Source organism: Nostoc sp. DedSLP03, assembly GCF_034530815.1.
In the GTDB taxonomy this organism is placed as follows: domain Bacteria; phylum Cyanobacteriota; class Cyanobacteriia; order Cyanobacteriales; family Nostocaceae; genus Nostoc.
This window is the reverse complement of sequence record NZ_JAVRCK010000037.1, coordinates 65,232-79,655: the sequence shown is the minus strand read 5'-3', so window position 1 is coordinate 79,655 and position 14,424 is coordinate 65,232. Positions and strand designations below refer to the sequence as shown.

The window sequence follows — 14,424 nt, the reverse complement described above, 5'->3', positions numbered from 1 at the left end:
TGGGATTACCTATGAAATTACAAGGGTTTCAAAGCTTAATTCACATTAGGCGTAAATTATGAAATACGAATTGTTTAAGAATTGCCTCAGAGTGTATGTAGTTTTGTGTAAGTCTTTTTATTGAGAGAGAATCAAGACGCTGTAAGGGCCAATACCAACATTGGCACAAAAAGACATTCCATCAGAGTCATTGCGATCGGCAGAGGTGTCATAACCAAGATGGTTGCCAAAATCTGGGCTGTAGCCGTTCCAGTCGCTATTAAATCTTACCTTCCAAGTTCCGCCACGAGGAAAGCCTAGACCATAGCTATCGTAGGAGCGATCGCCCATATTCACAACAACAACTACATCATCTCCTGGCCCGCCGTTATCCCAACGATGGAAGGCAATAACTTTGTCGTTATTGTTGACATGATGTACATTCACATGCTGTCCACGCAAACCTCTAGTGTTGTTATACCAGTTGCGGCGTAAACGAATTAACGACTGATATAGATCCCAAATACCACTAAATTTATCTTTCTTGCTCCAATCTAAAGTGCCAGAATCTTTCCAACTTCCCCATTCCAGAAATTCCTGACCTTGAAAAATCATCGGGATTCCAGGAGATGTAAAGACGAGAGCCGCTGCTAAGGTAGATCGTTTGCGGGCAAACCAACTATCTGCATTCCCACGCCAAATTGCTTCTGGGAGGCGGACTTTGCGGTTAATTTCGGCTACTTCATCATGATTTTCGCTATAGATGATTCGCTTCCAAGCATCGGTTTCAAACCTTTGTAAGATTGCGTCCCGAACGCTGTACATATTACGGGCACTATCAGTGGGAGCTACCACCGCTTCCAAAATCGGATAATAAAACGAACTACCCCACTGGGAATCAAATCCGGCTCCCCCTGCTCCTGTAGTACGGTTAATCCATTCGTTATTTTGCAAGTCTTCAGCAATGGTAATCTTCCACGGCATCTTCCTATCTATTTCATTGTTGATCCATTGCATCAAACTCCAGCCTTCAGGAATATCATTTGCAGGCTGGTTGTTGTTGCCGTAAATATTACGAATGTTAACTGTGGAATCAAACCGTAAACCGTCTATGTGATATTCTTCCAGCCACATCAGAGCGTTGTCACGGATATATTGCCGCACTTCACCCCGTCCATAGTCTGGGCGAGGGCCAAACTTGGTTTTGACGCGCTCATCGTTGTAGAAATAGATCCCATCGTTATTTTGATTCCAACCATCAAACTGCCGTAGAGAATAATCTAGTTCTCCACTACCAAAATGGTTATAAACTACATCGAGAATGACGGCTATGCCAACTTTATGGGCTTCTTTGACAAAGTTTTTAAATTGACTAGGATCGCCATAATTACTTTCTATATCAAAGGGGAAAGCAGGGTTATAGCCTAGAGAGTATTCCCCTGGGAAACCAAAAATCGGCATCAGTTCAATGGCATTGATGCCCAAGTTTTTTAAGATGCCTAGTTTCTCGATAATTGAATCCAAATCTCCGGGCTTTTTCTCGGTTCTATTAAAAGAAGCAACATGCAACTCATAAATTACCAATTCATTCCAGGGTGGCATATTGAAGGTATCGCTTCCCCAGTCAAACATGTCCTCGACAATTACACCATCCGCGCCGTCATTGTCGAGGACATGTTTGCAGTAGGGATCGGTACGCCACCACAGAGAATCGGCAGGTATGAAAGCACCTTGAATCACATAGCGGTACTTTTCACCTTCTTTAGCTTCAGGAACATCCACAGACCAGTATCCATTATTTTCAGAGGCGAGGATATTTGCGGTTGTAGACCAGTTATTAAAATCTCCAGCCACATAAACTGCTGAAGCAAATGGCGCCCAAACCCGAAAGGCTGTTCCTACTTCATAGGGAATAGCCCCCATTCCAGTATGGCTAGAGGCTTTGATCGCAGACGTACCTGAGTTGACACTTAGTTCGGTTGAGATCGCCATAAATTAAATTTATCTCCAAGAGATGACTGAATAGGAAAGCTTGGCGTTGCTGATTCAGTTTGATTTCAAAACCTTTGTAGAGGTGTGAACTATCCCGTCTCTATCATCTGGATTGATACATACTGTATTAAGCAACGCCAAAACCAGATTAAATTTGCACTGCTGAAAAGATTACAGCAGTGCCTGTTGTGGATTTATCAAAAGTTGATTAATATTTTATGCAAGTTTAAACAAAGTTTACATTTATACACTCCCCAAGGACAGCTTCATCGAGCTGTCCTTGATGTCATATATAAAACAGTATACTTGATTGATTACCAGGCAATTTGCGATCGCTCTTGCACAACTTGCTGATATACTTGCTCAGTTTGCTTGGCTAGTTTTGGCCAGCTAAAGCGACGCTCTAAATCTTCATAAGCGTTATCCACCAGCCATTGACGATAACCTGGATTTTTCAACACTTCCAAAATTCCCCAAGCTAAAGAATCGGGATTGTTCACCCAAGTGACAATGCCTGTTTTGGTATGTTGCACCACTTCTGGAAAACCACCAGTATCAGAAACTACTACGGGTACACGAGAAGCAAAGCTTTCTAAAGCAACAATCCCAAAGGGTTCGTAAAGACTCGGAAAAACCGCGCAGTCTGCGACAGTTTGAAATTTATCCAAGTATTCATCGGAGAGAAAACCGGTAAAATAGCAATGATGCCAAATTCCTAAATTCCAGGCTTGGCGCTTGAGATGGTCAGTATTGCCGCCACCAACGATTACAAATTTCACATTACCTCCCATTTCTGAAAGGATTTTGGGTGCGGCATTAAGTAATATAGGTATACCTTTTTCGTAGGTCATACGACCGAGGTAGTAAACTATTTTCTCTTCGTCTGCGGCAAATTGGCGGCGAAAATCCAGAGCATGAAAATCTGTATGATGCTGTTTCTTTTCGGCTCGGATACCGTTATAAATGACATCAATTTTGTCCCAAGGACTGTAGAGCGCTCGTTCTACTTCTTGGCGCATATAGTCGCTACAAACAATAATCCGCCAAGCGTTGTAAGCTAGCAAGATTTCTTTGCCATTTATATAACCTTGAATATCTGTGTAAATACCGTTGTATCTTCCGTATTCAGTAGCATGAATTGTGGCAATTAGTGGTATTTTAAAATTATGCTTGAGAGCGATCGCCGCATCTCCGACTAACCAATCATGGGCATGAATTAAATCAAAGGGCCCTTCTTCTAAAATCAATTTACCACCGTGATCTCCCATACTCAAGTTGAGATTCACTACCCAGTGGAAAAAGTCGTTACTATATGCCACTGGTACTCGATGTATCTTTACTCCTTCAACAACCTCATACATCGATGCGTGACCAAACTCAGCTGTAATCAGGTGAATTTCATGTCCTAGCTTTACCAGTTCCGGGTACAACTCCGCCACATGTCGCGCAATTCCCCCAATAATCCTTGGTGGAAACTCCCAACTCAGTACCAGTATCTTCATCTACTAGACTCCCCAACACTTTATAAATATCTAACAAACTACATTTACCTAAAAATACAAGTCTGGCGAATGCAGTGAGTACTTTTACTAAAATTTTTAGATTTTTTAACAGTGATTTTGTTAAAGGTTATCAACTGTAGGCTAAGGAGAGAAAGCAAGGTATAGTAATAATTCGTAATCAGAACAATTGAGCCTCCCCTTCGCAACTCACTTGTCAAGAAGGAGTAACGACGCAAACGGCATGAACTCGATCGCGTCCTTGCTGTTTGGCTAGATAAAGTGCTTTGTCTGCTGCATTAATCAAGTCTGGCGGCGAAATTTCGGAATTTGGCACAATGCTAACAACACCTAGACTAACGGTAACACAATCGCACACGCGAGATTGAGCATGGGGAATGGCTAAGTCGCGCACTGCTTCTCGAATAGTTTGGGCTACATAGATTGCTCCTTGAATTTCTGTATTAGGCAGAATGATAGCAAATTCTTCTCCACCGTAACGAGCGACTAAATCGGCTGGACGCTTAACAATATTTTTGAGGGCACTTGCTAATTGTCGCAAACAATCATCCCCTCCTAAATGACCATAAGTGTCATTGTAGAGTTTAAAAAAATCGACATCTAACAAAATTAAAGACAGTGAAAGTTGCTCGCGTTTGAGTCGCTGCCACTCAGCTTCCAGATACTCATCAAATCGGCGGCGATTGGCTATTTGAGTCAAGCCATCTAGGGTAGCTAATCTTTGTAATTCTTCATTGGCAGCTTGCACTTGCTGGTAAAGTACTGATTGATGAATAGCGATCGCTACTTGACTAGCCAATTGCTGCAACAAATTCACTTCAAACGCTTGCCAATAACGAGGGGCGGTACACTGGTGGACAATGAGTAAACCCCACAGATGCTCTTCATTCAAAATCGGCACTATTATCGCTGCTTTAACTTGATAGAGTTGTAATAACTCAAAAACCTCGGCTGAAAAATCAGATTTCTGAATATTATGAAAGACTTTAGGTAATCCTTGGTAATAGTCGCTAAAATCTTGTTTGAGCGAAAATGGGTGCATTCTCAGTTCTAATCTCTGAGGATAGTTATCACCCACTGATTTTGCCGCAAAATTCCCACTTCCGTCAGATTGTAACTGATAGATAGCTACGGAATCTGAACCTAAACACTGGCGAATACTATTTACTGTTGTATTCAGGACCTCCTCCAAATTCAGTGATTGCCGAATCTGTTGAGTTACTTCAGTAATTAACCGTTCTCCCTCTGCTTGCTGTCGCAACATCACTTCAGCTTCTTTACGAGTGCTGATGTCTTCTACCGAGCCAAGAATCTGCGTTGGAGTGCCGTTGGCATCTCTGGCAAATACGACTTCTCGCGTATTTAGCCAACGCCACTCTCCATTTTTGTGTCGGAATCGGTATTCAGTGGAAAGTACTTCATTGTCTTTAAGGTTGACAAAGCGAGTTGGTAAGTTATGGCAGAGGTATTGATCGTCTGGATGAAAGCAATTCATTAGCCACTGCGGATCTGCGTTACAAAATTCCTCTGGAGAGTAGCCTAAAATAGCCACACTTTTCTGATTAAGATAGATACTTGTTCCTTGTAAGAGGTCAAACAAATACAAAATATGCGGTATGGTATTAGCAACCTTTTGCAGAAAGTCTTGACTGGAGCGCAATGCCTCTTCAGCTTTGTGGCGTTCCTGAAGCGCGACTTTATATTCAGTAATATCTCGTCCTTCTGAGAGCAGTAGGGTAATATGCCCGGTTCGATCGAGTATAGGACGCAGTGAGAAATCAATTGCGATCGCTTGACGATCTCGACCTAAAATCTCAACTTCATAGCGAATAGATTCACCATTAGCAGCAGCTGCGATCGCAGTTTTTAATTGCTCTTGAGTATTTAGAGAAATTGTCCACCACTTTGCTTCCCAAAAAGGCTTGCCAACTACTTCTTCTCGATTAATCCCAGCAAAGTCTAGTGCTGTTTGGTTGGCTTCTAATACAATTCCATTCGGCTGAAGCAATCCGATAAACTGAATGGTTTGATTGAAAATCGCCCGAAATTTTTGTTCATTTTCACTTAGAGCTTGTTCTACCCGTTTGCGATCGGTAATATCTCGTCCAACAGATTGAAGTTCTACAATCGCACCTTGGTCATCAAATATCCCTCGAACAATCCACTGCGTCCACCGCACTCCTTGGCAAGCTACAACGCGATTTTCAATTGTGATAACGGGATTTTCTAAGCTAATGGAATTTACCAGACTAAACACACGTTCCCGATCTTCCTCAAACACAACAGGTTCGTAGTGCTGACCGATAATTTTGTCTCGCTCCAGTCCAAAAAATCGACAGTAAGCTTCATTAACAAAGGTAACAGTACCATCGGGTGAGCCTCTAGCAATCAATTCTGTTTGGTCTTCGAGGATGGTACGATAAAGTTCTTCGCTCTCTTGTGCTTGTTTGCGTAAACAAAGCTCGTCATAGACATCGCTAATATCCAATACCAAACCCTGAAGTAGCTGAGTCTGTCCATCGGCACAAAAAACGAGATTGGCTTGGTTTCGTACCCAAATTGTTCTGCCATCGCGCCTAATCATCCGATACTCAATCCTCAAAGGCTCTCCCGTAGCGATTGTAGTATTTACAGCTTGCCAAAGGCGATCGCGATCGTTTGGATGAGTGTAATCTAACCAACTATTGAATAAACCAGGATTCCAATCTTCGGGAGCAATGCCCAATAATTGTTGTAATTGCGGACTAATATAAGCTTCATTTGCAGTGGTATTAATCGGTGAGATATATACAACGCCCGAAATTTGTTCTACTAGAGTGCGATATTTTCGCTCTGCCTCAGAGAGCTTTTCTTGGGCCTGCTTGCGACTCATGATATTTTGGGTAGTGGTATAAAAGTAGTGATTTTTCTCTTGTCAGTCCTTATATAGCAAGGGTTTACAGTCTTTGCTATCACTATATATTTACCACTACCTTAGAAAATATACCAACAGCAAGTTACCACTATTTCTGAAAAGATGCTGGAATTTTTCACTTTCCTTGTGGTCTGGGGAATGGGTTTGCGGGTAAAAGATGTATTCAAAACCTTTCCCCTTTACCCTTTCCCCTTTAACCGAACCGTTTGTTTTTGAATAAAACACTCTTAAATTAGCTTTGATCCAAGCGCAGTACTGCCATAAAGGCTTCCTGGGGTACATCTACAGTACCTACAGATTTCATCCGCTTTTTACCTTTTGCTTGCTTCTGCAAAAGTTTTTTCTTGCGACTGATGTCACCACCGTAGCATTTGGCTAAGACATCTTTGCGCAAAGCGGGGATATGTTCGCTGGCAATAACTTTACTGCCAATAGATGCCTGAATTGGCACTTTGAATTGATGGCGGGGAATTAGTTCCTTGAGTTTTTCTGCCATTGCCCGCCCGACGTTGTAAGCTTTATCTCGATGCACAATCATCGCCAAGGAATCGACGGGATCGCCGTTAATCATGATATCCAGCTTCACCAGAGGATTTTCACGGTAGCCAATGATGTGATATTCCATACTGGCGTAACCGCGCGATCGCGATTTCATCTGGTCAAAAAAGTCAGTTACAACTTCCGCCAAGGGTAGCTCATAAGTAAGTGTAGTTCGTCCTTGGGCGAGATATTTCATATCTTTGAAGATGCCCCGACGATTTTGTGACAACTCCATCAAGGTGCCAACATAAGTTTCCGGGGTAATCATCTCTACTTGCACGTAAGGTTCTTCAATTCTTTCGCGATCGTTGGGAGAAGGTAAACGGCTAGGATTATCGATGTACAGTTCCTCACCTTTGACAGTAATCACCTTATAAACCACCGAGGGGGCTGTAATGATTAAATCCAGGTTATACTCTCGCTCTAGACGTTCTTGGACAATTTCCATGTGCAGCAAACCCAAGAACCCGCAACGGAAACCAAACCCCATTGCGCTCGAAGTTTCTGGTTCGTAATGCAGCGCTGCATCATTGAGTTCCAGCTTTTCCAAGGCTTCCCGCAAATCTTCAAATTGATCGGCATCAATGGGGAACATTCCACAAAAAACCATCGGGTTCGCTTCTGCGTAACCCGGTAAGGGTGCATCTGCTTTGGCCTTACTGAGGGTAATTGTGTCTCCTACCCGTGCATCAGCTACAGCTTTAATTGCCGCTCCCAAATAGCCTACTTCCCCAGCGTGCAGTTCATCAACTTGCTTTTGAGTTGGAGAAAGAACGCCTAACTCATCAATTTCAAATTCTTTACCCGATGCCATTAAATGGATGCGATCGCCTTTTTTCACAGTGCCATCCATCACCCGGAAATACACAATTACTCCCCGGTAACTGTCGTAATAGCTATCAAAAATTAATGCTCGTAAGCGTTCATTTATCGTATTGGGCGGTGGCGGTATCCGCTCGACAACTGCTTCTAAAATCTCATCAATCCCAATTCCTTCTTTAGCAGAGGCCAGAATCGCCTCACTGCAATCTAGACCGATAATTTCTTCAATTTCACCAATTACCCGTTCTGGTTCAGCCCCTGGCAAATCAATTTTATTCAAAACCGGGATAATTTCCAGGTTATTCTCTAACGCTAAATATACATTAGCCAAAGTTTGCGCTTCCACACCTTGGGACGCATCTACTACCAATAGCGCTCCTTCGCAAGCAACAAGAGAGCGGGAGACTTCATAAGAGAAATCCACATGCCCCGGAGTATCAATCAAGTTCAGCACATATTGCTGACCATCTTTGGCTGTGTAGTTCATCCGGGCAGCTTGCAGCTTAATCGTAATGCCGCGCTCCCGTTCCAGATCCATGTTGTCGAGAAACTGTTCCTTCATCTGTCGGTCTTCAACAGTGCCAGTAGCTTGTAGCAAGCGATCGGCGAGGGTTGATTTCCCGTGGTCGATGTGAGCAATAATACAAAAATTGCGAATGCGAACTGCGGGAACGTCAGTCATATACTATCTTTGCCTTAGCAGCAACCAAAGTTAAAAGGGCAATTTACTTAATGTATTTTAATGCTTTCTTAGCCAAGACGCTGCTAGCTTTTTAGTGCTGAGTTGGTCATTGGTCATTGGTCATTAGTCATTTGTCATTAGTTATTCTTTCTTCCCCTGCTCCCCCTGCCTCCCCTGCCTCCCCTGCCTCCCCTGCCCAATGCCCTCTTCACCCCATCTTAAACTTTCGATCTAAATAGGTGGACATTTAAGAATATTATGAAAGTCTATTTGTCGCTGCTAGTATTCAACAGCTAGGAGCGTACAATAAATGTAAATAAGTACATCTAGGGATCGTGGGCAATTGCGACTGCTAATTGCCCGTAATCGCCGATCGATCGGCAAAATTTCTAGAGCCATTGTCTAGTCAGTTATATGAAAAATGAGATTTAAAACTTAAAACTGTTACTTTGGTGCTATTTCAGGGAACTATTGAATTGTGCCCTTGAAAATTTTTCAGCGAATTAGCCCAAATAAATGAATATAACTACTTTACACAGCTTTAGACAAAACCAATTCAAAGAATTCAGAGTATATAAACCTATGAATATGAGAGAGAAAACTACCAAAGCGGAAAATACACCAGCCGAGAAGGTAGAAATTGCTGTCCGCCTAGACTCCGAGTTACTAGAGCAAATTCAGCATCTCACCAATGACCCAAGTAAAGTAATTGAGGTGGCGATTCGCCAGTGGTTACGGGGTGAATTCCTTAGAGATGACGAACTAACGCGTACACCTGTGCGTACCCCTGTTCCTCCTCGCGGTGAATGGAACGATTAACGCCATTGCCATTATTTAACTGTTAATGCAAGTTAAAAAAAGTAAAGTTTGCCAATCTGGTTTTCAGAACACCAAAAAATACCCCATCAAACCCAAAAAAGCTGTAAAAATTTATGTTTAAATTTCAGCGGCTTTAGTAAAATTACGGTCGGATACCCTTTGTCTATCCAACTCAATTAATGACTATTACTGCCAATTCCCAATTGTCAAATGTATTTTCCCAAAATCTGGAATCTATTACCAGTAAGACTGATGGCTCATTACCAACTCTAGGAGCCGAGTTAGTTTATACACAAGATGGGGCAGGGCGCTATCTGACCTTTTGTTGGCAGTACAGCGAACTCCTGGGGTTAAATACTGAAAAAATAGTTGACGAGCTGAACCAGACTCAAACCTTTGTCCCAGTCGATAAGGTTAGTTATTTGGAACGATTGCACCGAATTTTGACAAGTTTGGTGCCAGAAAGGTTTCAATGTTGGTTTAGCTACCAGAAAGAATTATTTGAGTTGGACTTAGTGATTAGTCCGATTATGCCGAGTTTGGGAACCACTGCCACTACCGTTTTAGTGATGGGACGCTTAGTACAAGCGACACTCAACAAAAAACAAGTGCGTGTGGTATCAAAAACGCCCACACAAATAGAGTTGGCTTTACGTTCGCAACAGCACCAAAAACTGGTAAATCGGATTACCAGAAATATTCGCCGGACATTGGATTTAGATATTATTTGGCAGCAAACAGTTGACAGTTTAGGGAAAGCACTGCGGCTAGAACGCTGTATTATTTGTCCTTATCAGCCCTCAAGCTCAAAAGTGCAGGTGAAAGCTGAGTATCGCCAGTCAGAACTCAAATCAATGCTTGGCTTAGACATAGATATAGCTTCTGAGCCTGCCTTTGCTCAAGCCTTGGCAACCCTAGAACCAGTTACGATGGAAGTGCCTGGATACAAAGAGTCTGGGCGGCAGAAAACTTTAGTAGTTGCGACTTGCTATCAAGACCAAGCTAATGGATTGGTTGCCTTGAATTGGCAGGATGAATGCTACACATTAACAGAATCGGAATTAGAACTGGCAAAAGAAGCAGCAGATCAATTGGGAACTGCGATCGCTCATGCTACTTTATATGAAGAATTAGAAATAGCACGTCAAAAAGCTGAAGAAGCTTCCCGCCTCAAAAGTGAGTTTCTGGCTAATGTATCCCATGAAATTCGTACCCCCCTCAACGGTATGATTGGCTTTTTGAAGCTGATTTTAGAAGGGATGGCAGACGACCCAGAAGAACAAAATCAATTTTTAGCAGAAGCTCATCACTTATCGATACATCTGCTGAATATCATCAACGATATTTTGGACATTGCCAAAATCGAAGCTGGGAAAATGGAGCTAGCTTACGCTCCAGTCAAGCTAGATGAGCTATTCAGTCATGTAGAAGGTTTCATGCGTCCCCAAGCAGAAATGAGAAACCTCAGCTTTCAGATGCAAATGCCTGCTACCTCTGATGAAATCATTGTCCAAAGCAACTACCAACGATTACTACAAGTGATGCTCAATCTGGTAGGTAATGCCATCAAATTTACCCATGAGGGTGGCGTTACCGTCAGCGCCGATTTAGTATTCAAAAAGGCGAACTTTCAAGATCAGCAATTTCCTGGCATGGTGAAAGTACGTGTAGCAGACACTGGTATTGGTGTTTCTTTAGATAAACAAGATAAACTGTTTCAATTATTCTCTCAGGTGGATGGCTCCCGCACTCGCCAGTACGGTGGCACAGGTTTGGGACTGGCAATATCCCAAAAGCTAGTGGAGGCAATGGGCGGCGAGGTACATTTTTATAGTTTGGGCGAAGGACTTGGCTCAACAGTCACATTTACTGTGCCACTATATCAACAACCAGTCATGGTTTCGTCTAATGATAGCGACTCAACAAGTAGTGCTGAATGTTAGTCATTAGTCATTAGTCATTGGTCATTAGTCATTAGTCATTTGGAAAATTACCAGTACTGGGTTTTGAGTTTTAAACTTTAAATTTTTTTAGCAATTATTATTTAATAAGCATACTGGGTATAGGGTATTGGAAAAAAACTTTCCTTGTCTTCACCTCCTGGCGTTCTCTTCAAGACTTTAACCGCTAAAGTAGAGTAGGAGGGCTTGCATGAGAAATTGTTCAGCTAATCTAATATCAAGTTGCTAAAACCAGCAGTGGTTTAATCAAAAGTGATAAAAAACTGACGCCTGACAATCTAGCGGCAATTAGATTTAGGATCGATTTAACAAAGCTGGAAAATAAAACTTTGGATAATGGTTAATGAGTAAGGGTGCATTGGTGACAGGGATTGTTATTATTCAATGCCCCATGCCCCATGACGGCAGTTGCTCCACTTGGGGAAACCCCAAGACCGCACTGCCTCCCCAATTCCCCATGCCCATCCCTAACTTAGCAGGTCTAAACTATGGAACTCACAATTGACAACGTTGAAACAGTCTTAGATGAAATGCGCCCTTATCTCATGTCTGATGGGGGCAATGTGGAACTAGTAGAACTCGATGGGCCTGTTGTAAAACTGCGCCTGCAAGGTGCGTGTGGTTCTTGCCCCAGTTCTGCAATGACCCTGAGAATGGGTATTGAGCGCCGCCTCAAGGAAATGATTCCCGAAATTGCAGAAATTGAGCAAGTGGTGTAAAAGTTAGGAGTTAGGAGTTAGGAGTTATGAGTTTGAATCAACTCCTAACTCCTTATTCTTAACTCCTAACTATTTCTATGTCCCATCCTCTCTACATCGCTTTTATCTGGCATCAACATCAGCCGCTGTACAAATCCCCTGGCAGCGGCGTTTCGCTATCTTCGAGTCAGCAGTACCGTCTTCCTTGGGTACGTTTGCATGGAACTAAAGATTATCTGGATTTAGTATTGCTTTTAGAGCGGTATCCTAAGTTACACCAAACGGTAAATTTAGTTCCATCGCTGATATTGCAACTCGAAGATTATATTGCTGGCACTGCTTTTGACCCTTATCTCACAGCCAGTTTGACACCGGATGAGCAACTCACCCAGCAACAGCGCGAATTTATTATTCAACACTTTTTTGATGCTAACCACCATACCCTGATCGATCCTCATCCCCGCTATGCCGAGTTGTACCAGCAAAGGCAGGATAAGGGGCAAGCTTGGTGTTTAGCAAATTGGGAATTGCCAGATTATGGAGATTTGCTAGCTTGGCATAATTTGGCTTGGATCGATCCGCTGTTTTGGGATGACCCAGAAATTGCTGCTTGGTTAAAACAGGGACGAAATTTTACTTTAAGCGATCGCCAGCGCATTTATTCCAAACAGCGAGAAATTCTTAGCCGAATTATCCCCCAACATCGGAAAATGCAGGAGGCGGGGCAGCTAGAAGTTACTACCACGCCTTACACCCATCCGATTTTACCCTTACTAGCTGATACTAACTCCGGTCGGGTAGCTGTGCCTAATATGACACTACCTAAACAGCGATTTCAGTGGGCAGAAGATATTCCCCGCCACTTGCGGAAAGCTTGGGACTTTTATCAAGACCGCTTTGGACAGATCCCTCGTGGTTTGTGGCCTTCGGAACAATCAGTAAGTCCGGCAATTCTTCCACACATTATTAACCAAGGATTTAAGTGGATATGCTCAGATGAAGCCGTCTTAGGGTGGACGCTGAAACACCTTTTTCATCGGGATGGAGCGGGGAATGTGGAGCAACCAGAATTGTTGTATCGACCCTATCGCCTGCAAACCGCCGAGGGTGACTTATCAATTGTATTTCGCGACCATAGATTATCAGACTTGATTGGTTTTACTTATGGTGCAATGCCAGCAAAACAGGCAGCCGCCGATTTAGTAGGACATTTGCAAGCGATCGCTAAAAAGCAAAGAGATAGTCATAGCGAACAACCTTGGCTAGTTACCATCGCTTTGGACGGCGAAAATTGCTGGGAATTTTATCCCCAAGATGGCAAACCTTTCTTAGAAGCTTTATATCAAAGTTTGAGCGATGAACCCCACCTCAAACTCGTTACTGTCTCCGAATTTCTGGAAGAATTTCCAGCCACAGCCACCATCCCCGGAGGGCAACTACATAGCGGTTCTTGGGTAGATGGCAGTTTCACCACTTGGATCGGCGATCCCGCCAAAAATCGTGCTTGGGATTATTTGACAGAAGCGAGAATTATGCTTGCAAGTCATTCCGAAGCGACGGAAGAAAACAACCCTGAAGCGTGGGAAGCATTGTATGCCGCAGAGGGTTCCGACTGGTTCTGGTGGTTTGGTGCAGGACACTCCTCAAATCAAGATGCCATCTTTGATCGGTTGTTTCGAGAACATCTGTTTGGCATTTACAAGGCATTAAATGAACCTGTACCGCCCTATCTCAAGCAACCAGTGGAAATTCATGCAGCACAGGCAAAGCATACCCCACAAGGGTTTATTCACCCCGTCATCGATGGTAAGGGTGATGAGCAAGATTGGGACAAAGCTGGACGCATAGAAATCGGCGGGGCACGGGGGACGATGCATAACAGCAGTGTCATCCAGCGACTTTGGTATGGGGTGGATCACTTAAATTTTTATTTGCGGTTGGACTTTAAAGGTGGCGCTGCACCAGGACGGGATTTGCCAACAGAATTGAATTTGTTGTGGTTCTATCCAGAAAAAACAATGGTCAATAGCCCAGTTCCCTTGGAAGATGTACCAGATGCAGCCCCACTGAATTACCTTTTCCACCATCTTTTAGAAGTTAACTTGCTGACGCAATCGATTCAGTTTCGGGAAGCGGGAGACAATCATCAATGGCATCCCCGTTTCAGTCGCGCTCAAGTAGCAATAAATAGTTGTTTAGAGTTGGCAGTACCGTGGGCAGACTTGCAAGTTCCGCCAGATTATCCTCTGCGTCTGATTTTGGTGCTTGCAGATGAAGGGCGTTTTTCCAACTATTTGCCAGAAAATGCTTTGATTCCCATTGAAGTGCCTTAACATTTAATATTCTTGGTGTTATACCATTTCACGAAATACTTATTAGGGGCGTACATTCGTATGCCTCTACAGATGATTCATTGATGTTGCAAAGATTTTTGAAAATCATATTTAATTTTTTTAGTCTTTTTTTTTAGTCTTAAATATATTTGGCTATATTCAAA

At 43.0% G+C, this 14,424-nt stretch carries 8 protein-coding genes; 4 read left to right on the top strand and 4 right to left on the bottom strand.

The window, feature by feature from the left end:
- Positions 1 to 117: 117 nt before the first annotated feature.
- The 4 genes from RM368_RS18965 to lepA all read right to left on the bottom strand — a co-directional run bounded on the left by RM368_RS18965 (position 118) and on the right by lepA (position 8,449).
- Entirely contained in the window at positions 118 to 1,971 is a 1,854-nt protein-coding gene (locus tag RM368_RS18965; RefSeq protein ID WP_322695488.1) for an alpha-amylase family glycosyl hydrolase, read from the bottom strand.
- A gap of 314 nt (positions 1,972 to 2,285) precedes the next feature.
- Positions 2,286 to 3,473 (bottom strand): glycosyltransferase family 4 protein, encoded by a 1,188-nt coding sequence (locus RM368_RS18960; protein ID WP_322695487.1) that lies wholly within the window; start codon positions 3,471 to 3,473, stop codon positions 2,286 to 2,288.
- Positions 3,474 to 3,687: 214 nt separating this feature from the next.
- Positions 3,688 to 6,363 (bottom strand): PAS domain S-box protein, encoded by a 2,676-nt coding sequence (locus RM368_RS18955; RefSeq protein ID WP_322695486.1) that lies wholly within the window; start codon positions 6,361 to 6,363, stop codon positions 3,688 to 3,690.
- 274 nt (positions 6,364 to 6,637) lie between these two features.
- Positions 6,638 to 8,449 carry a translation elongation factor 4 gene (gene lepA / locus RM368_RS18950; protein ID WP_322695485.1) on the bottom strand — a complete coding sequence of 604 codons (1,812 nt, stop codon included), beginning with the start codon at positions 8,447 to 8,449 and terminating at the stop codon, positions 6,638 to 6,640.
- Positions 8,450 to 9,031: 582 nt separating this feature from the next.
- Between lepA and RM368_RS18945 the strand changes: the two genes are divergently transcribed.
- The 4 genes from RM368_RS18945 (at position 9,032) to RM368_RS18930 (ending at position 14,260) form a co-directional block, all read left to right on the top strand.
- A complete protein-coding gene (locus RM368_RS18945; protein WP_322695484.1) occupies positions 9,032 to 9,268 on the top strand; it encodes a hypothetical protein in 237 nt (78 codons plus the stop codon).
- 179 nt (positions 9,269 to 9,447) lie between these two features.
- Positions 9,448 to 11,211 (top strand): sensor histidine kinase, encoded by a 1,764-nt coding sequence (locus RM368_RS18940; protein WP_322695483.1) that lies wholly within the window; start codon positions 9,448 to 9,450, stop codon positions 11,209 to 11,211.
- Between the two features lie 506 nt (positions 11,212 to 11,717).
- Positions 11,718 to 11,948 carry a NifU family protein gene (locus RM368_RS18935; RefSeq protein WP_012408256.1) on the top strand — a complete coding sequence of 77 codons (231 nt, stop codon included), beginning with the start codon at positions 11,718 to 11,720 and terminating at the stop codon, positions 11,946 to 11,948.
- Positions 11,949 to 12,025: 77 nt separating this feature from the next.
- Positions 12,026 to 14,260, top strand: coding sequence for a glycoside hydrolase (locus RM368_RS18930; protein ID WP_322695482.1), 2,235 nt, complete (start codon positions 12,026 to 12,028; stop codon positions 14,258 to 14,260).
- The last annotated feature ends 164 nt before the right edge of the window (positions 14,261 to 14,424 follow it).